We start from the raw sequence: 21480 nt of genomic DNA on the forward strand, positions 1-21480 counted from the left end.
GAAGTTTTTTATCGTCCGATGAATCCGCCATCGACATGCAGATGCTGTCCATTTACCCACATGCCGTCACGTCCCATGAGAAATGAGACGTAGCGAGCCGTATCTTCCGGTGTGCCGACCCGACCGTGCGGGAACAGCGGCACGAGTTCGTCGCGAAACGCGGCATCGATCCAACCCGAGTCGGTCGGACCCGGGTCGAACGCGTTGACCGAGATACCGTACTGCCCGACCCCGTTCGCAAGTGCCGGCGTGATGGCGATAAGCGCCCCTTTCGACGCGATGTAGGCGAGGTTCGATGCATCCGCCCCACCCGACACTAAAAACAAGATGCGTCCGTCCGTATGTCCCGCTCTCCGATACCGTTCGACGAATTCGAACGTCTCAAACCGAGCGTCCCTTCGTTATTGACTTGATAGTGGCGCCTTAGCGTCTCTATCGTGAACGTGTCGACGCTCACGTGTCGCTCATACGTCGCGTTGTTGATGAGACGGCTCGGTACGCCGAGCGCTCGTTCGACACGGTCGAGAAGACCCGCTTCGTCCCCTGAAGCCAAATCGTACGCCTCATGCGCGACACGGGCCCCTAACCGCTCTAATTCGTCGACAAAGCGTTCGATGAAGGCCTAGTCTTCCCCGACTCCTTCCGTCCCGTCAAACGGGCTCCAGTGCGTCAAATACAGATCATGACCTGCCGCCGCAAGCTGTCGGGCGATGGCCGCACCGATTCCTTGGCCGCGGCTGACGCCGGTGATGAGCGTAAGTGGTCGTGTCATTCAGTCATCCCCGTTTCACTGTTGATTTGATTAGAAAATATGGTCCCCAGTCTGCTTCGTGCGGGATGACGTATGTCCATGTATAGGTTGGGTCGACGATATACACGTCCGCGTAGTCCCCTGCCGCGACCGTCAAATCTTTTCGCACGAACGTTTGCGCTTGACTCAACTCGAGCTCGAGCACATCGTTGGAGTGTTCAAAAAACAAGAGGCACTTCCATTTCGCGGTATGGTGTAAGGCGACATCTGCCTCTTTTCCAACGAGACAGCCATCTATCTCTTCGACGAGATACTCCCAAAGATACGGTCGGTATTGACTCCGCTCTTCAATCGATACGAAACAATTCTTCCATTTTTCTCGTGCTTGTTCCCCTCGATTTTCGTACTCTGTGACCACAACTCCCTTAGAGGTCAGTCGCTCAATCAATGGATTCATCTTCGTTTCCCCCTGTCTCCTCCTCAGTTTATCCATTTTAAGGACAAGAGACCAACTTCTCCTGCAAATCGAAGCGATGCCGTCAGTAAAAAAAGAGAGGTACGACGCCCTTAAAAGACGTCGTACCTCTCTATTTCTAGATTTTGCAATTTGAACTGAGTCGTTCGCTTATTTCAAACGGTCTAAGTTCTCAAGCATGATGCCTGTACCGTGCGCGACGCTAAGCGTCGGCTCGTCGGCGATCATGACTGGCAAACCGACTCGTTCAGCAACGAGCTGGTCGATGCCGTGAAGGAGCGATCCACCACCTGTCATGATGATGCCGCGGTCGATGATGTCAGCCGCAAGTTCTGGTGGCGTCTGTTCGAGGACGCGCTTCGTCGCTTCGACGATCTCGTTCGCCGACTCGGCCATCGCTTCACGGAGTTCTTCTGATGTGATCGTTACTGTACGTGGAAGCCCACGCACCATGTCTCGGCCTCGGATATCCATCGTCTCGTTGCGTCCACCCGGGAATACGGTCGCGATCTCTTTTTTGATCTGCTCGGCCGTGCGCTCACCGATGATGAGCTTGTGCTTGTCTTTGATGGCACGGAGAATGTCCGTATCGAACCGGTCTCCGGCAATCTTGATCGTTTCACCGCAGACGATGTCGCCCATCGAGAGGATGGCGACGTCGGTCGTCCCGCCCCCGATATCGACGATCATATGTCCAGCCGGCTTCCAGATGTCCATGCCCGAACCGACAGCAGCTGCTTTTGGTTCGACTTCGAGGAAGACTTCTTTGGCGCCAGCTTTCTCAGCGGCCTCACGAATCGCTTTCGCCTCGACCGGTGTCACGTTGGCCGGTGTACAGATCAGCATCCGGATGCCACCGAAGAAGCCACGGACTTGAATCTTCTCGACGAAGTGGCGAAGCATCGCTTCTGTCGTCGCGAAGTCGGCGATGACCCCGTCACGGAGTGGACGGATGGCAACGATGTCGCCAGGCGTACGCCCGACCATCTGATACGCTTCCGAACCAACGGCGAGTACTTTCCCTGTCGAACGCTTGATGGCCACGACGGAAGGCTCGTCGAGGACGATGCCTCGGCCTTTCACGTGGATGACGACGTTTGCTGTTCCTAAATCAATCCCGATATCTTTTGAAAACATGGTGTGTAGGTTCCTCCGTTCGTTACTTCATTGAAAAGAGCGAGAAGAATCTCCTCGCTCCTATGAGTCTATTAATTAGTTGTTGACCAGTTCTTCAGCGATTTCGACAGTTCCTTCAATTCGCTCGATGTCGGCACCGAGTGCTTTAAGTTTCTTGTGGAAATCGACGTATCCGCGGTCGATATGGTATAAGTCACCGACACGAGTCTCCTCGTCGGCGATGAGTCCTGCGAGGACGAGCGCTGCCCCGGCACGAAGGTCTGTCGAAACGACTTCGGCACCTTGGAGGCGGACGCCACCTTTAATGATTGCTGAACGACCTTCAATCTTAATGTCTGCGTTCATGCGACGGAATTCTTCGACATGCATGAAGCGGTTTTCAAACACTGTCTCCGTAATAACTGACGTGCCACCCGCTTTTAAGACGAGGGCCATCATTTGTGCTTGCATATCTGTCGGGAAGCCAGGGTGTGGCATCGTCTTCAAGTCGATTGGTTTCAATACTTCTGGTCCAATGACACGCATACCTTCCGTTGTCTCTTCGAACTTGACGCCCATCTCTTCCATCTTCGAGATAAGTGGACGTAGATGTTCGCGCTCAGCTCCGATGACTTCAATATCACTGGCTGTGATCGCAGCAGCGACGAGGAACGTGCCGGCTTCGATACGGTCCGGGATGATCGAATGCTCAGCACCATGCAACTTGTCGACGCCTTCGATGCGGATCGTTTCCGTTCCAGCACCGCGGACGTGAGCGCCCATACCGTTCAAGAAGTTCGCGAGGTCGACGATTTCCGGTTCTTTCGCAACGTTCTCGATAACAGTCGTTCCTTCAGCGAGAACCGCCGCCATCATGATGTTTTCTGTCGCCCCGACCGATGGGAAGTCAAGATAGATCTTCGCACCTTGCAAGCGACCTTCAACTGATGCTTCGACGAAACCGTTGCCGATCACTGTCTTCGCGCCCATTGCTTCAAATCCTTTTAAATGGAGGTCGATCGGACGTGATCCAATCGAACATCCGCCTGGCATTGCGACACGCGCATGCCCAAGACGAGCAAGGAGAGGACCCATGACAAGGATCGAGGCACGCATTTTGCGAACGTACTCAAGCGGCGCCTCGTCTTTGATTGTGCCCGAGGCATCGACAGTGACTTCGTTGTTTGCTTCATCGAACGCGACCTCTGCACCGAGGTGGCGAAGCACTTTATTAATCGTGTAAACATCAGCAAGACGTGGCACGTTTTGAAGTACCGATTTTCCTTCGCCTGCTAACAGAGTGGCAACCAATGTTTTCAGTACGGCGTTTTTAGCTCCTTCAACACGCACAATACCTGACAATTTACGTCCTCCACGGACTACAATCAAATCCTTCATATCTCTCTTTGTCCTCCAACTTCGTTGTTTTTTTATTTTATGCGTCGATATCCGTTTCCGGATGTGGTTATGTCGATTACTATGATGTTTTTTTAACGTGACGCCTCATCAGAAAAAAATAAAAATAAAATCATAATCTGTCCTGATGATTGGTCGTCATGTCAGACGAGTTTATCCTACATGATATACATATAGGAGTCGTTACAACAGGATTACAGTTTGTTAATGATTTGGAAAATCGACTGTAATGGTACGAGCGCCTGAGCTAATCGGATATACTCCAAAAAGAACTGGGCGATCAGAGAACCGAAGACGACGGCCACGAGGACACGCAAGACAGCGGCTTGCGGACTTCTCACTTGGTTGAGCACGCGCTCCCATTTAACTGGCATGAGTGCCCACCAGGCGACGTAAATCGCTACGACATAGATGACGAGCGATAAGACGGTGTTTAACATCCTCGATTCCCCTCTTTTCGAAATTTTGTACCATTTTTAATCATAGCACGTTGCGACAGAGAAAAAAAGACTTAGCATGATGATGATCAATCGAATCGTCTCATCCTATCAGCTCACTCTCTTTGAATAAACCGCATACAAAAAGGGACGTCATCGGCGCATAGCCTTTACTACAGTAATTGACGTCCCACCAAATTTTCAAACATTATTCCTTTTTTTCGTCCTGTGCGAGCGCCCAGCGGATCGCTTCGATATAGTAACGAGACCAATCTAGAGCCGTCTCGTCGACTGGCACGGTTAACTGCTCATACGCCTTCACCGACTCGAGCAATTCACGCAACTTGTTCGGCTTACCGAGAAGTGCCTCTTTGACAATCGGTTCGACTGGGAGCTCGGCAATCAGCGTTTGCATCGTCTCGTCCAAAATGACGTCGAGTGAAGAGAAAATCCCGGTGATGAACGCATCAAACGGAGCTACTCCCGGAATTGTCTCATCGGCAATCAACTCCATCATCTTCCCACGGATAACGCTTTGCTTTATCAATTCTTTCGATTCAGACGTCTGCATCTCCCGAAGCAACATCAAATACGACCAACGCCGCATCTCGTCAAGTCCGATGCGGGCAACGGCTTGTTCGATCGATTGAATCGTCGTACGGCCCTTTTGATAGACTGTGTTCACCGACCGGAGCATCTTGTAGGACAGATCGACACTTCGTTCGATTTGTCCGGCGATGCGGCGGAAATTCGGTTCTGGTTTATCGAGCTCTTTCAGCACCTCGACGAGCGTATTACGGAGCGGATGGACTTCCGCCCCATGAACGACTGTCGGGCGACTGAAAAAATAACCTTGGAACATTTTATAGCCAAGCTCTTTCGCGATATCATATTCAAGCTTCGTCTCTATCTTTTCCGCAAGGAATTCAATCCGGTGTCCGAGCGCATCGATCAAGCGTTTCTGTTGGTCGACCGGTGTCGCCTGATAATCGATTTTAATAATATCCGCAAGCCCGATCAACGGGCGGTATTTCTCTTCAAAGACGAAATCGTCTAAGGCAATCGTATAACCTTTCCGCCGAAGTGATCGCAGGGCGGCAAGTACTTTCTCGGTCGGTTCGACGTGTTCAAGCACTTCGATGACGAGAGATTGCCGCGGCAATAATGAGGGCACTTCCCCTTCGATCAAGTTCTGTGGAAAATTGATGAACGCCCGCGTCCCTTCGGTCAATTCCCGAAAATTAAAGACGAGGTAGGCGTTATGGATCACGTCGGCGGTCGCAAGCGCATCGTCGACGTGTTCGAACATATTTTTCTCGCTGCGGCGATACAACAGTTCGTAGCCGCAGACACGTAGTTTCTGGTCAAAGATCGGTTGACGCGCAACGTAAACTTTCATCCCTTTAGCTCCTTTACTATAGTTCCCACCTATATTATCGGACGACCCGATCTTTGGTTCCACTATTTGAATACGAAAAACCTGATTCTTTTGACCTACATTTAATGAAGGAAGCTGGTTCAATCGTCTGATTCAAAATGGAGGAACAAAAAAATCCTCTCTCACGAAACGCGAGAGAGGATGCTCGTCATTCTTTAATGTCGCGAATGCTCAAACGGTTGACCGCTTTCTTGAGCGCTAACTCCGCACGTCGGAATTCAGTATCCGAAATCTTCGAATCTTGAAGGCGACGTTCGGCGCGGAATTTCGCCGCAGAGGCGCGGTCGTAGTCGATCTTATCCGCCATTTCGGCCGTTTCAGCTAAGATCGTCACCATATCGGGACGAACTTCCATGAAACCGCCGCTGAGTGCGATCAGCGTGCGTCCACCATCTTCGTGGCGCAGTTTAAGGACCGAGACGTCGAGTGGCGTCACCATCGGGATGTGTTTCGGCAAGATACCGAGTTCACCTGTCACCGATTTGGCGATGACCATTCGTGCCTCGCCCTCGTAAGCTGCACCATCCGGGGTGACGACGTTGACGTGAAGAGTATTCATCGTCTAGTTTCCCCCTTCCGTGTAGGTCTTAGACCAACGTCTTCGCTTTTTCGATGACGTCTTCGATTGGACCAACGAGACGGAATGCGTCTTCTGGGAGATCATCGTGTTTACCATCGAGGATCTCTTTAAAGCCACGGACTGTCTCTTTAACTGGTACGTACGAACCTTGTTGGCCAGTGAACTGCTCAGCCACGTGGAAGTTTTGTGACAAGAAGAACTGAATCCGACGGGCACGGTGAACCGTGAGCTTATCGTCTTCAGACAACTCGTCCATACCGAGGATCGCGATGATATCTTGAAGCTCTTTGTAACGCTGAAGCGTCTGCTGGACGTTACGCGCGATTTCATAGTGCTCAGGTCCGACGATGTCAGGCGAGAGGGCACGTGAAGTCGATGCGAGTGGGTCAACGGCTGGGTAGATCCCCATCTCCGAGAGACGACGCTCAAGGTTGGTCGTTGCATCAAGGTGGGCGAACGTTGTCGCTGGAGCCGGGTCAGTATAGTCATCGGCTGGTACGTAAACCGCTTGGATCGATGTGACCGATCCTTTAGCTGTCGACGTGATCCGCTCTTGAAGCATACCCATTTCCGTCGCGAGTGTCGGCTGGTAACCTACGGCAGATGGCATCCGACCGAGAAGGGCCGATACTTCAGAACCTGCCTGTGTGAAACGGAAGATGTTATCGACGAAGAGAAGAACGTCTTGTCCTTGCTCATCGCGGAAGTATTCTGCCATCGTGAGACCTGTCAAGGCAACGCGTAGACGCGCGCCCGGCGGCTCGTTCATCTGACCGAATACCATCGCCGTCTGCTTGATAACGCCTGATTCCGTCATCTCGTGGAACAAGTCATTTCCTTCACGCGTACGCTCGCCGACTCCTGCGAATACAGAAATCCCGCTGTGCTCTTGCGCGATGTTGTTGATGAGTTCCTGGATGAGGACAGTTTTACCTACACCGGCACCACCGAAGAGGCCGATTTTACCACCTTTGATGTACGGTGCGAGAAGGTCGACGACTTTGATCCCTGTTTCCAAGATCTCAACATTTGTCGACAATTCATCAAACGTAGGTGCGAGACGGTGAATCGGTGCCCGACGTACAGTCGGTGAAACTTCTTTATCGTCGATTGGGTTACCGAGTACGTTGAAGACACGACCGAGCGTCTCTTCTCCGACTGGTACTGAAATCGGTGAACCTAAGTCAAGTACTTCCATGCCGCGGCGAACGCCGTCCGTTGAGTCCATCGCAATCGTACGGACCGTGTCATCCCCAAGGTGAATCGCCACCTCGAGCGTCAAGTCGACACTGACATCTTGCGCCGTCTCTGCCACGTACGTGACTTTGAGGGCGTTGTAGATGTTCGGTAAGTGGTTCTCGAACTTAACGTCGATAACTGGGCCCATGACTGCGACTACGCGGCCTTTTGTGCCGTATTCGTTCATCGTGTTAGCCTCCTACAATCTAGAGGGCGTGCGCTTATTCAAGCGCAGCCGCACCTCCGACAATCTCTGTGATTTCTTGTGTGATCGCCGCTTGGCGCGCGCGGTTGAACTTGAGCTTGAGTCCGCGGATGAGATCATCCGCATTGTCTGTCGCGTTCGCCATCGCCGTCATCCGAGCCGCGTGCTCCGATACTTTCGCATCGAGAAGCGCGCCGTAGATGAGCCCTTCCGCGTAACGCGGGAGGAGCGCTGCTAAGATCGTTTCTTCTTCTGGTTCGTATTCATACATCACATTAGATGCGGTCTGTTCGATATTCCCAAGCGGAAGCAATCGATCCATCTTCACTTCTTGGCTGATGACAGAGATGAACGAGTTGAAGCAGAGCTTCAATTCATCGATCTCGCCTTCACTGAACGCGCCGACCGTCTGTTTGACGATCTCCGCGACTTCAACGAATGTTGGCTGGTCGTTAAGTCCTGTCATCGCACTGTACACCGGAATGTTACGTGTCTTGAAGAACTGAACGCCGACCTTCCCGATCACGTACAGACGGTACTCGTCTGTCGAATCGTGTTTGGCTTTCAACTCGCGGTACACGTCGCGAAGGACGCTGGCGTTGTATCCACCAGCAAGTCCGCGGTCCGACGTGATGACGATGTAGCCGGTCCGTTTGACGGGACGGACTTGAAGCATCGGGTGTGTTGCGCCTGAAGTACCGCCGGCAATCGACGAGATGACTTCTTGCAACTTGGTCATGTACGGCTTGAAGTTCGCGTTGCTCCCTTGAGCGCGGTTCAACTTCGAGGCCGACACCATGTTCATCGCTTTCGTGATTTGCTTCGTGCTTTGGGTCGAGGTGATCCGCATCTGGATCTCACGTAATGATGCCATTTCGATTCACCACCTTAATAGACGCTCGTCACCGGATTAAACCGATGGCGAGAATGTCTTTTTGAATTCCGCAATTGCATCGACCATCGCCTCGTCAGCAGGAAGGTTTCCTGTTTGACGGATTTCACGGCAGAGGTCCGCACGGTTTTGGTCGAGCCATGCGTTCATGTCTTTTTCGAAACGACGGATGTCTTCGACTGGGACGTCATCGAGATGACCTTTCGTGAGAGCGTAGATGATGAACACTTGCTTGTCGACCGAGAGCGGTGCGTTCAATTCTTGCTTCAAGACTTCAACCGTCCGTTGTCCACGGTTCAACTTCGCTTGTGTCGCTTTGTCGAGGTCTGACCCGAACTGGGCGAACGCCTCGAGCTCACGGTATGACGCGAGGTCAAGACGGAGCGTACCGGCAACTTTCTTCATCGCTTTCACTTGAGCCGCACCACCTACACGCGATACCGAGAGACCGGCGTTGATCGCGGGACGTACCCCTGAGAAGAAGAGGTCTGACTGAAGGAAGATTTGACCGTCTGTGATCGAGATAACGTTCGTCGGGATGTAAGCCGAGATATCCGACGCTTGTGTCTCGATGAACGGAAGAGCTGTCAGCGAGCCGCCACCGAGTTCGTCGTTCAACTTCGCCGCACGCTCAAGAAGGCGTGAGTGGAGGTAGAAGACGTCACCTGGGTAGGCTTCGCGGCCTGGAGGACGACGGAGAAGAAGCGAGAGCTCACGATAAGCTGCCGCTTGTTTCGAGAGATCATCATACACGACGAGGACGTGTTGTCCGCGGTCCATGAAGTACTCACCCATCGATACCCCTGCAAACGGCGCGAGGTAAAGAAGCGGGGCAGGCTGTGAAGCCGAAGCCGAAACGATGATTGTGTAATCGAGGGCACCATTTTTACGGAGCGTCTCAACTACGCCACGGACAGTTGATTCTTTCTGACCGATTGCGACGTAGATACAAACCATGTTTTCTTCTTTTTGGTTGATGATCGCATCGATTGCGACCGATGTCTTACCAGTTTGACGGTCACCGATGATGAGCTCACGCTGACCGCGACCGATTGGTACGAGGGCGTCAATCGCCTTGATCCCAGTTTGGAGCGGTTCGTGAACTGACTTACGGGCCATAACGCCGTAAGCTTTACGTTCGATCGGGTTGTATGTGTCCGTCACGATCGGTCCAAGACCGTCGATTGGTTGTCCGAGCGGGTTGACGACGCGTCCGAGGAGCGCATCACCGACTGGTACTTCCATGATGCGGCCCGTACGTTTAACCGAGTCGCCTTCTTTGATACCTTTGTAGTCGCCGAGGATGATAATCCCGACGTTGCCTTCTTCTAAGTTTTGCGCCAAGCCCATTATGCCGTTTGAGAACTCTACGAGTTCTCCTGCCATAACGTTATCGAGTCCGAATGCACGAGCGATACCGTCACCTACTTGAATGACTGTACCTGTCTCACTAACTTCGATTTCAGAACCGTACGAAGCGATTCGCTCTTTTAGCAGGGCGCTGATTTCTTCAGCTTTGATCGTCATTGAATTCACCCCTATTTCTTACGCATTCAACAATTCACGCTCAAGGCGTGTTAGTTTAGTTTCGATTGTGTCATCATACGTCGTGTAACCGATCTGGACGCGAAGTCCACCGATAACTTGTTCATCGACGACGTTCTTCAATTGAAGCGTCTTGTTCATCTTCTGACCGAAGACGAGTTCGACTTCTTTCAACTCTGCTGCCGACAACGGGTAAGCACTTGTGACGAACCCTTCTGCGATGCCACGGAAGTCGTTGATGTAATCTAAGACATAACGCGGCAGCCCGCGAACTTCGCTCGCACGGTCGTTCTCGACCATGACGAGAAGTGTGTTAAGCACGATTTCTGTCATATCACCAAAGCTGTGTGTTAAAAGCTGTGCAAGCTCGCTGTCGCTGACTGCAGGATTCGTTAAGAGATCCGTCAGTTCAGGCGTCGCGTGGAGCACTTCATCGAGCAGACGCACTTCCGCTTCGACTTGGTCGAGCGTGCCTTGCTCCCGCGCTAAGTCGAAGAGCGCTTTGGCATAGCGTTTTGCTAACGATATGTTCATCAGTTAGCGCCTTTCGCTTTAGACAGGAAGTCTGTGACGAGGGCACGTTGTTTCACTTCGTCGCCTTTAAGGTCTGACTGAAGGACGTGGCGTGCTGCCGAGAGCGCCTGTGTGACGACTTCGGTTTGAAGCGACTGTTTCGCGAGCTCGCGCTCACGCTCGATCGCTTTTCCAGCCTCGATCTTGATTTTTTCGGCTTCCAAACGCGCCTGCTCCACCAAGCGTGCTTGTTCGGCTTCCGCTTGACGACGGCTTGAGTCAAGCATCTCTTTTGATTCTGTACGTGCGGCGCTTAAAGCGTCACGTTGTTCGACGACATATGTCTCCGCGTCTTTGCGGCTCTTTTCAGCAAGCTCGATTTCGTTCGCTACATACTCTTCACGCTGTCTCATCATTCCAAGGAGTGGTCCCCAAGCAAATTTCTTCAACAGGGCCAAGAGTACGAGGAATGTGAAAAGTGTAAAGATCATATCCAGGATGCGGAGGCCTTCGCCACCGGCACCAGCTGCAATCATCATCGTATCCATGCATACCCTCCTCTTGACTAAATAAGTGAGGGAGACTTGCTCCCTCGTTTGTTGTTCTCGTTAACCCGTAATCAAGAGTTGAGGAGAAGGAAACCGACAGCCACACCGATGATCGGGAGGGCCTCAACCAAACCGATACCGATGAACATTGTTTGACGAAGTTCGTTTTTAAGTTCTGGCTGACGTGCTTGTCCTTGTACTGTTCCGTATACGATGAGACCGTTACCGATACCAGCCGCGAGTGCTCCGAGACCGATAACGATTGCTGTTGCGAGAAGATTCATTTGTTCCATTGTGTATGTTCCTCCTAAAAGTAAGTAAATAGTTTTTTGTTCAACGCTTTGGCGAGGCCAGCTTATCCGAATCAATGCTCGGCTGAAGCTTTATGCCCGATGTACACCATTGCAAGCGTCAGGAAAATGTAGGATTGGATAACCCCGATAAAGATTGAGAAACCTTGCCATAAAATCATCGGCAGGATTGCGAACACAGCACCGAGCGGGTTAAGTGCTCCTTGTGCGGTAATTGCGAGTCCCAAGATGATGGTAATCATGATTTCACCGGCAAAGATGTTACCGTAAAGACGCAGACCGAGCGTCAAGGTGTTCGCGAACTCCTCGATGAGCTTGATCGGCAATAAGAACCAGACCGGCTTCACGAATTCCGCCGAATAGTGCTTGAAACCGTGTAGCTTCACGCCGTAATAGTGTGACATTGCAACGACGAGTGTCGACAACGCCAATGTGACGTAAGGATCGGCCGTCGGTGAGTTGAACCATAGATAGTGACCGGAAATGACGTTGAACGGCAGACCCATCAAGTTCGAAATCAGAATGAACAAAATCAACGTCATCCCAAACCCGATAAAGCGGCCTCCTGTTTTCCAGTCCATCGCACTCGAGATGATCCCGCGTACGAATTCCGCGAAGAATTCCATCAAGTTCTGCTTACCTGTCGGCTTCATGGCCAAGCGTCGTGTTCCCCAAACGGCGAACGCAAAGACGAGCAATGATGCGATTAGCACCGTAATGACGTTCGTCCAGCTCCCATATAACGTATAGTCTCCAAGTTGTAGAGAATATGTGGGAAACTCATGACCCATTAGTATTCACCTCTTTTCCTGCTGAGCTGGGCAAGTGTGAACTCGCCAAATTGTATGATGTGGCCGGCGATTAGACCAGTTACCACCGCAATCAGTGATACTCGATCCTCATAGAAGAGACCGACTATCACGGCTAACGCACCGACTGCCATTCTTGAAACAGTCCCGTGCGATTTCGGGCGTCGCCCATGTTCGATCACGTCAAACATTCGAATGACGCTGCGATTCTGCATATGTAGAATGATCAGACTGGCGACCCCACCCAGGAACAAGCCGAGAAATACCGGTTTGTACACAGGGACGATGAGCGCTCCAACGAGGAGAATGGCGAACCATCCGACAAACCACTTCGTATAGCGTTTCATCAACTCTTGTTGTGCTTTTCTGTCTGCTTGCACTTGTTGTAGTTCCGTTTGTTCTAGCTTCATTCGTCCTCTCCTGTCATTAAACTTCGAAGGGTGAGTACGAGCGCGGTGATTCCGATAAACATTCCGAGAAACACCGACACATTCCAACCAAACGTGCCCCAAAATTCACGTCTCGCCCCGTATTGGCCGACGAGATAACCGATGACGATCGGTCCAGCGAGCGCGGTCGAGATTTGCGAGGCAAGTGAGGCGTAGGATAGGTAACGATTGTCTTTTTTCGTCATCCTAGTCCCCCTTTCTAACTGGCAGCCAGCACTTCATCGTCTTCGATTCACACTCGCGTGACCATCAAAAGTCACACAAGTTCAGAGTACTGGAAATAGCATAAGAAGTCAATTGATTTCACAATTATAAAAGCGCTTTAAACCGAGTCGTATCAAGGCTTTTACGCACTTCACAAACTAAATTAAAATCACTAAATTTTAAATAAGTGTGAAGGAACGGTGAAATAAAAATGTTGACTTTATAATATTTCACAAACCGAATCAGATGAGGAATAGTTCAGTTATACATCCGCGTATTGGAAAATACAACGTAAACCGCCCCACGTTCACAAAAGGTTTTAAAACGGACGCCGATTTCGTATTGAAATCGTTTTCATTATCCTGTACCAGTATACCGATTATCTTTTTGCTGTGTCGAGCGATTCTGATAAATTTGTAGTGATGAATCTCACATCATCATTTCTCAGCATGAATCGGCTGAAAACCCAACGCTATCAAGCCGGAACCGATGCCAATCTTTGCGGGGAGTCTGGAATTAAGATGTAAGCGCCATCTATATTTGTGTCTATTTTGTGACTTCAAAACCGATAATCGCGTCTCACTTGCCATGACTGGCTCTTCGCACTGTTAAATAGCAAGTAATAATCCCCCCTTTTACAACCTGTTAAACACTTTTTCCAAAAATAATGTTTACAATCCTTCGACAACGGGGAAATAAGGTTATGTGAAAATAATTTTTGAAAAGAGTTGAGTCAATGATTGAGTTTAAAAATGTAGAGAAGACCTTCAAAAGTACGACTGTACTGAAGGAAATGAACTTGACGATTAACAAAGGCGAACTCGTCGTCTTTATCGGCCCGTCCGGTTGCGGTAAGACGACGTCGCTTAAAATGATCAACCGTTTGATCGAACCGACATCTGGGACGATTATTGTCAACGGTCAAGACACACGTAAGATGGATCCGATTGAACTCAGACGCCAAATGGGCTATGTCATTCAACAGACTGGCCTCTTCCCTCATATGACGATCCGCGAGAATATCCAATTGATCGCCGGTCTCGAAGGACACGCCGAACAGGATATGGACGCCCGGACCGAGCACTTGCTCCGCATGGTCGGCCTCGACCCGGATCAATTCATCGATCGCTATCCGAGCGAACTGAGCGGCGGTCAACAGCAGCGCATCGGCTTCGCCCGCGCCCTCATGAACGACCCGGAAGTCATCCTGATGGACGAGCCGTTCAGCGCCCTCGACCCTGTGACGCGGAACGATCTCCAAGAAGAGCTGTTCAACCTGCAAGAAGAAGTCAAGAAAACGATTGTATTCGTCACCCACGATATGGATGAGGCGATCAAGCTGGCTGATCGTATTTGTATCATGCGTGACGGGGAAATCGTTCAGTTCGATACGCCGGAACAGATTCTCCGTAATCCGCAGGACGAGTACGTCGAAGCGTTCATCGGCAAAAATCGAATTTGGAACAGCCCTGAATACATTAAAGCGAAAGATATCATGATCACGGACCCTGTCTCGATCAGCGGCAAACGCACGGTGTTGCAGGCGATTGAAATCATGCGTTCACGCAAAGTCGACAGTCTCCTGATCACGGACCGCGATCGCGTCCTTCAAGGACTCATCAAATTGAAAGACGTCCACGGGATCCAAGATAAGACGAGACGACTCGAGGAAGTCATGAACGTGAACTACGCTTTCGTCTCGAGCGAGGACTCGCTCCTCGATATTTTAGACGTCATGAACACGAGCGACCAAGGCTATCTGCCGGTCGTGACCGGACCTATCCTTAACGGACTCATCACACGCAGCAGTTTGCTTTCCGTCCTCAGTGAGCAATTCATGCAAGAGGAGGAAACAATATGAATACGATTCAATCTTTTTTCAATTACGTCGCGGGCAACACCGACCAAATCGGTACGCTCTTGCTTGAACACTTGCAACTGACCGTCTTCGCCGTCTCGCTCGCAGTGCTGATCGGTGTCCCGCTCGGTATTTTGATTCTCCGGATGCCACGCCTCGCCAAACCGATCCTCGGTCTGACGAGCGTCGTTCAGGCTGTGCCAAGTCTTGCCTTGCTCGGTTTCCTCATCCCGTTCATCGGGATCGGATCGACACCGGCCATCATCATGGTCGTCCTGTATTCACTGCTTCCGATCGTGAAGAACACGTACACGGGTCTGTCGAGCATTCCAGGTGACACGCTTGAATCCGCTAAAGGGATCGGCCTCACCGACCGCCAAATTTTAAGCAAGATCCAATTGCCGCTCGCCTTGCCGATCATCATGGCCGGGATTCGCATATCAGCCGTTACAGCTGTCGGTCTCATGACGATTTCAGCGTTCGTCGGAGCAGGCGGCCTCGGTTACCTCGTCTTCGCCGGTATCCAGACAGTCGACAACAACCAGATCTTAGCAGGTGCGATTCCGGCCGGTCTACTCGCACTCTTGATCGACTTCATCGTCAGCCGTATCGAGTATAAAGTCGCTCCGAACGGGATCGTCCTCGCCGACGGACGGATGAAGAAGAAAAAATACCGTCCCGCTAGAAAAGTGGCGAAACCGCTCATCGTGATCGCGACAGCGTTCGCCTTGCTCCTCGCCGGTTCGATCTACGCCTTCACCCGTGAAGACGATACGATTGTCATCGGCTCGAAGAACTATACGGAGCAAGCGATCCTCGGGAACATGGTTGCCGATTTGATCGAAGACAAGACCGATCTCGAGGTGAAGCGTCAACTTAACCTCGGCGGTACGCAAGTCGCGTTCAGCGCACTCCGGACCGGTGAAATCGATGCCTATGTCGAGTACACAGGAACACTCTTCGTCGACGTCTTGAAGCAAGAAGTCGATAACGACCCCGACGCTGTCTACGAACAAGTCCGGTCGCAAATGCAAGAGCGGTTTGATATCCGGACACTCGATCCGATCGGATTTAACAATACGTTCGCCATCGCCGTCAAACAAGAAGACGCCGACAAGTATAACTTGAAGACCGTCTCTGACCTCGCCGCGGTAAGTGACGAGCTCGTCTTCGGCCCGACAATCGAATTCTCGAACCGGGAAGACGGCTATCTCGGCTTGAAAGAAGTGTATCCGTTCAACTTCGCAGACGTGAAACCGGTCGATGGCGGCCTTCGTTACACGGCGCTCATGAACGGTGAAAGCCAGGCAATCGATGGTTTCTCAACCGATGGCCTGTTAAAGCGGTTCGAACTCGTCGTCCTTGAAGACGATCAACAGTTCTTCCCGCCTTATTACGCCGTCCCGATCGTCAATGAAGAGACGCTCACCGAGCATCCCGAGCTCGCCGACGTGTTGAACTTGCTCAACGGCAAAATCACGGACGAAATCATGCAAGAGTTGAACTACCTCGCCGACGTCGAAAAACAACGTCCCGAGAAAGTGGCTCACGACTTCCTCGTCTCTGAAGGTTTGATCGAACAGTAAGACAAACGAATCCCGCCCCTCGAAAAGGGCGGGATTTTGTCTGTCCGTTTGTTGACCACGTTGATCGTTTTCGGCGTCTCGAATCGAATGGCCTACATCGCTTTCCCCATCGAGACGCGGTTGCGCCCGCTTTGCTTCGCCTGATAGAGCGCTCGGTCAGCCGCTTCGATCAAATCAGACTTCTCGACGTCCAGACCGGGGATGTGTTCTGCGACACCGATGCTGACACTCACTTTGCGGAGCGGCTGATACGCTTCATGTAAAATGTTCAGCTTAAGAACCGCTTGGCGAATCCGTTCAGCGACTTCTTTTGACTGACGGGCATGGTGCGGCCGAAGTAACACTGCGAACTCCTCGCCGCCGTAGCGTGCGACCATGCCATCTTCCCCGACCGCTTTATCAACGGCGTGCGCGACCCGTTCGAGACAGGCGTCCCCCGCCAAATGACCGTACGTATCGTTATATAGTTTGAACGCATCGATGTCGAGCAGGAGGAGCGCGACATCCGTACTTGATTCTTCCGTCTCATCCCAAAGTCGCTCGAGCTTTTCATCGAAGGCACGACGATTCCAAACGCCGGTCAAAGCGTCATGAAGCGACCGATGGATCAGCGCCTGCTTGCTGCGCTCGAGCCGGAACGTGTGCACGAATGCGAGCAACAAGAGGATGGCGATCGCGACGACGATGACGATCACCCACGTCGCTGAATTCGAGGCACTGACACTTCGCTGTGACGCCTCTTGAATAATTTTGTCGATGTCCTCCCGGATGTCGGCGTCAACGTCTCGAAATTGATTGATGTAATCAATCCCGCTATAGCGCCGCGCGTTCGCTTCTACAATTTTGCCTGCATCGACGAGGGCAAGCTGTGACTCATAAAACATCTCCATCTCATTGATGAGCGGAAGCGCCTCTCCTTGAATGATTTCCTGCATAACCGGATGGCGATGGTCAAGCTCGTGGATGACTTGAATCGTCTCCGCAAGAGCATGCTTCGTTTCATTATATTGTCGGAGCGACAACATATCTTGATTATATGTATAGCCACGGACCGATAACTCTTGATCGAGCAGGAGCGCGAACAGTTCAGACGCCGCGTTCGCGATCGGGATCGCCTCTTCGACGATACGCTCGTTCTGCCGTTCGATGTTTTGGAAGGCGCTGTAGCTCCATAGACTTGTCAAAAACAGCGCTAATAACGCAATCAACAGGTAGGCTTGCAAAAGTGACAGTTTTGGCCTCATGGTCGTTCTCTTCCTCATTTCAGCAGATGACATTCGCTTCTGTCTTCACTATCGGTTGTTGCTTCGGTTTTCTCAACTGTTATGGATTGGTTTTGACAGATTGAGTGCACAAAAAAGGAGGATCCGACTGGAGCCTCCTTTCGTTTTGCTTATTTCGTTCCGAACAAACGGTCACCTGCGTCACCGAGTCCTGGCACGATGTAGCCATGTTCGTTCAACTTCTCGTCGAGTGCGGCGAGATAGATTTCAACGTCTGGGTGCTCGGCTTGAACGCGTTCGACGCCTTCTGGCGCTGCGCAGAGACAAGCCAGCTTGATCGACTTCGCACCGTGTTTCTTAAGGGCTGCGATCGCATCAGCTGCAGATCCGCCGGTCGCAAGCATCGGGTCGACGACGATGAAGTCACGCTCGGTAATATCTGTCGGCAACTTGAGATAGTATTCGTGTGGCTCGAGCGTCTCCGGGTCACGGTAAAGACCGATGTGACCGACTTTGACGTTCGGCATCATTTTGAGGAAGCCATCCACCATCCCGAGGCCTGCCCGTAAAATTGGGACGATTCCCAATTTCTTGCCGGCAATCATCTTTTGTGTCGATACCGAGACCGGTGTCTCAATCTCCACATCAGTAAGCGGAAGGTCGCGTGTAATTTCATATGCCATAAGTGAAGAAACCTCTTCTACGAGTTCACGGAACTGCTTCGTCCCCGTCTCTACTTTGCGCATAATCGTCATCTTGTGCTGAATCAATGGGTGATCATAAACGTGTACTTTTCCCATGTTGCTTCACTCCTCTCTAAATCTCTCTCGAGCATTGTACCCCAACTTCTCATAGAAAGGTAGGGTCAACTTCCGTTTTTGAAGAGGTCAGACGAAACCCCAAGGGCCAGTTTGACACCTTGGGGTTGATCTACCTTCTAGATTAGAATTTGAAGAAATTCAAAAAGCCGGCTGTCTTGTGCTTTGCTTTTGCACACATGTTGCCTTTGGCTTTTTCATGCTTCACGAACTTGGCATGCTTAGCAGCATGTTTTTTCGCGTGCTTCTTCGCTTTCTTTTTGTCTTTTTTCAGTTCTTTTTCTGTTTTCTGCTTCGACTCAGCTTGCTTCGAGTCTTTTTGCTCGACTGGCTTCGTTGTCGTGCTCGTCGATGCAGCAGGCTTCGTCGGCGCTGTTGTCGGTTTTGGTGCAGTCGACGTTTCCGTCGCTGGTTTTGTTGCTACCGGTTTTGGCGCAGTCGGTGCTTCCGTCGCTGGCTTCGCCGCTACCGGTTTTGGCGCAGTCGACGTTTCCGTCACTGGCTTCGCCGCTACCGGCTTTGTTGCTGTTGACGTCTCTGTCGTTGGTGCTACCACGACAGGTGCCGGAGTCGGTGCCGTGTCTTTCGTCCGTGTCACAAGACCTGCGTTCCAGTTCACATAAGCGTCTGCTTCGTGGAAGTGGATAAACTTCGAGTCAGCGGCAAGTTTGTGGCTCTCCGCACTTTGACGCGTCGAGATTGTGAGCGTTTTGACCGAATGTTTCGTGTCGACTGCTTGAAGTTTTTTGATCATGTTTTGTGACCAGGCGTCGCTTTTGATCGTGTCGGCGTTGAAGCTCTCCCACATGATGCCGTCGACGTAAGGTGCTGTCGACGTTTCGAGTGTGTCAAAGCCCCAGTTTTGGACCATAGCGATGTTGCCGTAACGGGCACGCGCTTCTTTCAAGAAGTTGACGAGACCGTCACGTTGCTGCTTGAGCACGGTCGGGTTGTTCAAATGTTCGTTGTCGATATCGCCGACCGTATCCATGAACACGCCATCGATCCCTTTAGCGATGACTTGGTTTTGGATTTCCGTGAGCAAGAGCCCTTGGAAGTGCGGTGAAGCGATGTTCGTCAAGTAAGAATCCCATTCCGAGTAGTGGACACGTTGTCCGTTACGCGTGAAGAAATCACCTGACTGAAGTTTTGACATGAGACCGGTGTTCCACGTCGCGACTTCCATGACACTAATATAACCGAGTACTTTCGTACCGCGTGACTTGATCTGTTCAACTTGAGCTTTTGTATAATGAAGCGGCTCGATGATGACGAGATCATAGTTTTGCATATCTTTGATGATTGTTTCGTTCGGATGACCATAATACACTTGATAGTTCTTCACACCGTCGAGTGGGTTCATCGTTTGCGCCCCCGTTTTTGACATGTTCAGACTAACAATCAACAACACTACCGTTAGAGACATAATAAACTTTTTCAATTTCAATACCTATTCCTCTCCTGATGACTGACAAAACTTGGTGACGGACAATGATGGTTGAATTGAGATGTGTCTCTCCGTTCCCCCTTTTCTTCATAATTTGATGACGAGAAGGTTAGTGCTGTGTGTTTTATAGATGTATCGGATTCATGTATGTAATATTGAACCTTCGCAAAAAAAATTATAGGATAGTTTCCCAGCAAAATATAGTGTCAATTTGACGACAAAAAAACCGCTTTATGACATAGTCTTGTCATAAAGCGGGTATTATACTTAGTTCAGCTATTATATCGAATCGATCGATTCAACAATTCCTCGAGCCGCATCAGGTCGATTGCGTACGTTTGTTTCGTCGTCAGGTCGATGAGGTAGACCCGCTGATCCCCAGGCTCGACCCAAACCTCGAAATGTTGCTCTTGTAAGTGTTCATACAAGGAGAGCGTCCCGTGTTGGACGGCTGCTTCTGACTTGTCTCCGCCTGCCACATGCGTCAGGAGTTCGAACAGCGCTTGCGTATTTGGTCCATCCAGATGTGACGTCTTTCCCTTCGTCTCGTACGTGGCGAGCTTCGTCTTCACCGAACGAGCGGACGAGCTCATCAGCTTCGTGGTCATCGGCCGTCTGACACTGCCCCACACTTCGATGACCGCATCATATCGTTTAGACAATGTGAGCGATGTGACGTCGCTTACGTCTCCAATCGGCTGTTCAGCAAGCACGACTCGTTTCAACAGTTGGCGTTTTGAATGATCGAGCGTGAACACATCAGTTGTCGAATCGGTGTATACATACTTTCCGGTGAAGGCGCTTGGAAGAACGGTCCGTTCCCATGACGATTCCGTACCCATCTGTAGCGCGACCCTGCCATCCGCTAACTTCGTGAGGAAGGCGTATCCGTCATTCTTTCCGCTCTTGAATACGAACAGCCCCGGTTCAATCGTCCGGTCGAGCGTCCGGCCGTTCCGCATCACCTCATACGTCACGTACAACGAACCGCTGTCCGGCGTCTGGTAGCGGAATGTCGATCCCGGGACGATCGTTTCATGCGCTTGATTCACCCGGAACAAGTTGACGATTTTTGCGACATCGGGTTCCGGATAAAACGAGACCTCCTCTCCGACGTCAGTCTCGACTAGTTCACTCGAGACGAGCGATTCGAATTCGTTGACGGGGTCAATCCGGAACGTCCGCTCGATTTGTTCGTGGCTGTTCGCACAAGACAAATAACGGTCGTCACCGCTCACCCAATACTTAATCGTCTGGCTACCGAGCTCTGCATACAGCGGATGATGGAACGTCACTTCAGCCACCTCGCCCCGGCGTGACGGGAGCCGTTCCGTCGTTTGTTGTCGACAATAGGCCAGCAGTCGCTTCTCTGTTTCCGGTAAAATGTGTTCCTGCTCATCCTGATTCGTCACGTACGCTTCAAGCGGACGTAACGCGAGGGCGTTCATCTCTTCTTTCGAACCACAACCGCTGAGGCAACAGAGGGCGAGCAGGGCAGTCCAACTCAGTCTCATCACTCGTCTCCCCTCTCCCTACATCGTCGTTATATGTATTATGTTATGTTGGCATAAATTCCCTCCCCATCATATCATAAGATACGAATCGATTATGTTTGCAGAA

General features: G+C 51.2%; 24 protein-coding genes. 2 read left to right on the plus strand and 22 right to left on the minus strand.

The annotated features are described in order from the left end of the window. Positions 1-8: 8 nt before the first annotated feature. The 18 genes from A6395_RS15710 to A6395_RS06205 all read right to left on the minus strand — a co-directional run bounded on the left by A6395_RS15710 (position 9) and on the right by A6395_RS06205 (position 12909). Positions 9-317: an SDR family oxidoreductase gene (locus A6395_RS15710; RefSeq protein ID WP_252100522.1), complete on the minus strand. Its 309-nt coding sequence runs from the start codon at positions 315-317 to the stop codon at positions 9-11. Then, positions 317-553: a hypothetical protein gene (locus A6395_RS15715; protein WP_084812976.1), complete on the minus strand. Its 237-nt coding sequence runs from the start codon at positions 551-553 to the stop codon at positions 317-319. Before A6395_RS15715 ends, A6395_RS15710 begins: the two co-directional genes overlap by 1 nt. Before the next feature lie 69 nt (positions 554-622). Continuing rightward, a complete protein-coding gene (locus tag A6395_RS15975; protein WP_159429452.1) occupies positions 623-772 on the minus strand; it encodes a hypothetical protein in 150 nt (49 codons plus the stop codon). Between the two features lie 4 nt (positions 773-776). Continuing rightward, positions 777-1208 carry a DUF4275 family protein gene (locus tag A6395_RS06135; RefSeq protein ID WP_071398346.1) on the minus strand — a complete coding sequence of 144 codons (432 nt, stop codon included), beginning with the start codon at positions 1206-1208 and terminating at the stop codon, positions 777-779. A 168-nt stretch (positions 1209-1376) separates the two neighbouring features. Next, entirely contained in the window at positions 1377-2363 is a 987-nt protein-coding gene (gene mreB / locus A6395_RS06140; protein WP_071398347.1) for a rod shape-determining protein MreB, read from the minus strand. Positions 2364-2438: 75 nt separating this feature from the next. After that, positions 2439-3740, minus strand: coding sequence for a UDP-N-acetylglucosamine 1-carboxyvinyltransferase (gene murA / locus A6395_RS06145; RefSeq protein ID WP_071398348.1), 1302 nt, complete (start codon positions 3738-3740; stop codon positions 2439-2441). A 212-nt stretch (positions 3741-3952) separates the two neighbouring features. Next, positions 3953-4198, minus strand: a complete 246-nt coding sequence (locus A6395_RS06150) for a DUF1146 family protein (RefSeq protein ID WP_071398349.1) — start codon at positions 4196-4198, stop codon at positions 3953-3955. Between the two features lie 205 nt (positions 4199-4403). Continuing rightward, positions 4404-5594, minus strand: a complete 1191-nt coding sequence (locus A6395_RS06155; RefSeq protein ID WP_071398350.1) for an EAL and HDOD domain-containing protein — start codon at positions 5592-5594, stop codon at positions 4404-4406. A gap of 187 nt (positions 5595-5781) precedes the next feature. Beyond that, positions 5782-6192 carry a F0F1 ATP synthase subunit epsilon gene (locus A6395_RS06160; RefSeq protein WP_071398351.1) on the minus strand — a complete coding sequence of 137 codons (411 nt, stop codon included), beginning with the start codon at positions 6190-6192 and terminating at the stop codon, positions 5782-5784. 28 nt (positions 6193-6220) lie between these two features. Continuing rightward, positions 6221-7639 (minus strand): F0F1 ATP synthase subunit beta, encoded by a 1419-nt coding sequence (gene atpD, locus A6395_RS06165; protein ID WP_071398352.1) that lies wholly within the window; start codon positions 7637-7639, stop codon positions 6221-6223. Between the two features lie 34 nt (positions 7640-7673). After that, positions 7674-8531, minus strand: coding sequence for an ATP synthase F1 subunit gamma (gene atpG / locus A6395_RS06170; RefSeq protein WP_071398353.1), 858 nt, complete (start codon positions 8529-8531; stop codon positions 7674-7676). Between the two features lie 36 nt (positions 8532-8567). Further along, positions 8568-10076, minus strand: coding sequence for a F0F1 ATP synthase subunit alpha (gene atpA, locus A6395_RS06175; protein ID WP_016510234.1), 1509 nt, complete (start codon positions 10074-10076; stop codon positions 8568-8570). An 18-nt stretch (positions 10077-10094) separates the two neighbouring features. Further along, on the minus strand, positions 10095-10628 hold the full coding sequence (locus A6395_RS06180; protein ID WP_070328178.1) for a F0F1 ATP synthase subunit delta: 534 nt from the start codon (positions 10626-10628) through the stop codon (positions 10095-10097). Then, positions 10628-11155 carry a F0F1 ATP synthase subunit B gene (gene atpF, locus A6395_RS06185; RefSeq protein ID WP_016510248.1) on the minus strand — a complete coding sequence of 176 codons (528 nt, stop codon included), beginning with the start codon at positions 11153-11155 and terminating at the stop codon, positions 10628-10630. The genes A6395_RS06180 and atpF overlap by 1 nt, the downstream gene beginning before the upstream one ends. Positions 11156-11226: 71 nt before the next feature. Beyond that, complete coding sequence (gene atpE / locus A6395_RS06190; protein ID WP_035386543.1) at positions 11227-11439, minus strand: F0F1 ATP synthase subunit C; 213 nt, start codon at positions 11437-11439, stop codon at positions 11227-11229. Positions 11440-11519: 80 nt separating this feature from the next. Further along, positions 11520-12257: a F0F1 ATP synthase subunit A gene (atpB, locus tag A6395_RS06195; RefSeq protein ID WP_016510243.1), complete on the minus strand. Its 738-nt coding sequence runs from the start codon at positions 12255-12257 to the stop codon at positions 11520-11522. Then, on the minus strand, positions 12257-12685 hold the full coding sequence (locus tag A6395_RS06200) for an ATP synthase subunit I (RefSeq protein ID WP_070328179.1): 429 nt from the start codon (positions 12683-12685) through the stop codon (positions 12257-12259). Before A6395_RS06200 ends, atpB begins: the two co-directional genes overlap by 1 nt. Beyond that, a complete protein-coding gene (locus A6395_RS06205) occupies positions 12682-12909 on the minus strand; it encodes a hypothetical protein (RefSeq protein WP_071398354.1) in 228 nt (75 codons plus the stop codon). Before A6395_RS06205 ends, A6395_RS06200 begins: the two co-directional genes overlap by 4 nt. A 755-nt stretch (positions 12910-13664) precedes the next feature. Between A6395_RS06205 and A6395_RS06210 the strand changes: the two genes are divergently transcribed. Beyond that, complete coding sequence (locus tag A6395_RS06210) at positions 13665-14789, plus strand: ABC transporter ATP-binding protein (protein WP_070328182.1); 1125 nt, start codon at positions 13665-13667, stop codon at positions 14787-14789. Further along, entirely contained in the window at positions 14786-16372 is a 1587-nt protein-coding gene (locus tag A6395_RS06215) for an ABC transporter permease/substrate-binding protein (RefSeq protein ID WP_071398355.1), read from the plus strand. The genes A6395_RS06210 and A6395_RS06215 overlap by 4 nt, the downstream gene beginning before the upstream one ends. 92 nt (positions 16373-16464) lie before the next feature. Here A6395_RS06215 and A6395_RS06220 read toward each other — a convergent pair whose 3' ends face one another. From A6395_RS06220 to A6395_RS06235, 4 genes are all read right to left on the minus strand, one after another. Continuing rightward, positions 16465-17616, minus strand: a complete 1152-nt coding sequence (locus A6395_RS06220; RefSeq protein WP_071398356.1) for a GGDEF domain-containing protein — start codon at positions 17614-17616, stop codon at positions 16465-16467. A gap of 149 nt (positions 17617-17765) precedes the next feature. Beyond that, entirely contained in the window at positions 17766-18395 is a 630-nt protein-coding gene (gene upp / locus A6395_RS06225) for a uracil phosphoribosyltransferase (RefSeq protein ID WP_035386536.1), read from the minus strand. A gap of 142 nt (positions 18396-18537) precedes the next feature. Next, on the minus strand, positions 18538-19776 hold the full coding sequence (locus tag A6395_RS06230) for an endo alpha-1,4 polygalactosaminidase (protein WP_159429453.1): 1239 nt from the start codon (positions 19774-19776) through the stop codon (positions 18538-18540). Positions 19777-20132: 356 nt separating this feature from the next. Further along, positions 20133-21374: a hypothetical protein gene (locus tag A6395_RS06235; RefSeq protein WP_071398358.1), complete on the minus strand. Its 1242-nt coding sequence runs from the start codon at positions 21372-21374 to the stop codon at positions 20133-20135. Between the last annotated feature and the right edge of the window lie 106 nt (positions 21375-21480).

The sequence above is a fragment of the Exiguobacterium sp. SH31 genome, from assembly GCF_001816105.1.
GTDB lineage: Bacteria > Bacillota > Bacilli > Exiguobacteriales > Exiguobacteriaceae > Exiguobacterium > Exiguobacterium aurantiacum_A.

Excerpts from the sequence above, each read along its gene's own strand:
- A6395_RS15975 (WP_159429452.1), bottom strand. The coding sequence starts at position 772 with ATGACACGACCACTTACGCTCATCACCGGCGTCAGCCGCGGCCAAGGA.
- A6395_RS06135 (WP_071398346.1), bottom strand. The coding sequence starts at position 1,208 with ATGAATCCATTGATTGAGCGACTGACCTCTAAGGGAGTTGTGGTCACA.
- mreB (WP_071398347.1), bottom strand. The coding sequence starts at position 2,363 with ATGTTTTCAAAAGATATCGGGATTGATTTAGGAACAGCAAACGTCGTC.
- murA (WP_071398348.1), bottom strand. The coding sequence starts at position 3,740 with ATGAAGGATTTGATTGTAGTCCGTGGAGGACGTAAATTGTCAGGTATT.
- A6395_RS06150 (WP_071398349.1), bottom strand. The coding sequence starts at position 4,198 with ATGTTAAACACCGTCTTATCGCTCGTCATCTATGTCGTAGCGATTTAC.
- A6395_RS06155 (WP_071398350.1), bottom strand. The coding sequence starts at position 5,594 with ATGAAAGTTTACGTTGCGCGTCAACCGATCTTTGACCAGAAACTACGT.
- A6395_RS06160 (WP_071398351.1), bottom strand. The coding sequence starts at position 6,192 with ATGAATACTCTTCACGTCAACGTCGTCACCCCGGATGGTGCAGCTTAC.
- atpD (WP_071398352.1), bottom strand. The coding sequence starts at position 7,639 with ATGAACGAATACGGCACAAAAGGCCGCGTAGTCGCAGTCATGGGCCCA.
- atpG (WP_071398353.1), bottom strand. The coding sequence starts at position 8,531 with ATGGCATCATTACGTGAGATCCAGATGCGGATCACCTCGACCCAAAGC.
- atpA (WP_016510234.1), bottom strand. The coding sequence starts at position 10,076 with ATGACGATCAAAGCTGAAGAAATCAGCGCCCTGCTAAAAGAGCGAATC.
- A6395_RS06180 (WP_070328178.1), bottom strand. The coding sequence starts at position 10,628 with ATGAACATATCGTTAGCAAAACGCTATGCCAAAGCGCTCTTCGACTTA.
- atpF (WP_016510248.1), bottom strand. The coding sequence starts at position 11,155 with ATGGATACGATGATGATTGCAGCTGGTGCCGGTGGCGAAGGCCTCCGC.
- atpE (WP_035386543.1), bottom strand. The coding sequence starts at position 11,439 with ATGAATCTTCTCGCAACAGCAATCGTTATCGGTCTCGGAGCACTCGCG.
- atpB (WP_016510243.1), bottom strand. The coding sequence starts at position 12,257 with ATGGGTCATGAGTTTCCCACATATTCTCTACAACTTGGAGACTATACG.
- A6395_RS06200 (WP_070328179.1), bottom strand. The coding sequence starts at position 12,685 with ATGAAGCTAGAACAAACGGAACTACAACAAGTGCAAGCAGACAGAAAA.
- A6395_RS06205 (WP_071398354.1), bottom strand. The coding sequence starts at position 12,909 with ATGACGAAAAAAGACAATCGTTACCTATCCTACGCCTCACTTGCCTCG.
- A6395_RS06210 (WP_070328182.1), top strand. The coding sequence starts at position 13,665 with ATGATTGAGTTTAAAAATGTAGAGAAGACCTTCAAAAGTACGACTGTA.
- A6395_RS06215 (WP_071398355.1), top strand. The coding sequence starts at position 14,786 with ATGAATACGATTCAATCTTTTTTCAATTACGTCGCGGGCAACACCGAC.
- A6395_RS06220 (WP_071398356.1), bottom strand. The coding sequence starts at position 17,616 with ATGAGGCCAAAACTGTCACTTTTGCAAGCCTACCTGTTGATTGCGTTA.
- upp (WP_035386536.1), bottom strand. The coding sequence starts at position 18,395 with ATGGGAAAAGTACACGTTTATGATCACCCATTGATTCAGCACAAGATG.
- A6395_RS06230 (WP_159429453.1), bottom strand. The coding sequence starts at position 19,776 with ATGAACCCACTCGACGGTGTGAAGAACTATCAAGTGTATTATGGTCAT.
- A6395_RS06235 (WP_071398358.1), bottom strand. The coding sequence starts at position 21,374 with ATGAGACTGAGTTGGACTGCCCTGCTCGCCCTCTGTTGCCTCAGCGGT.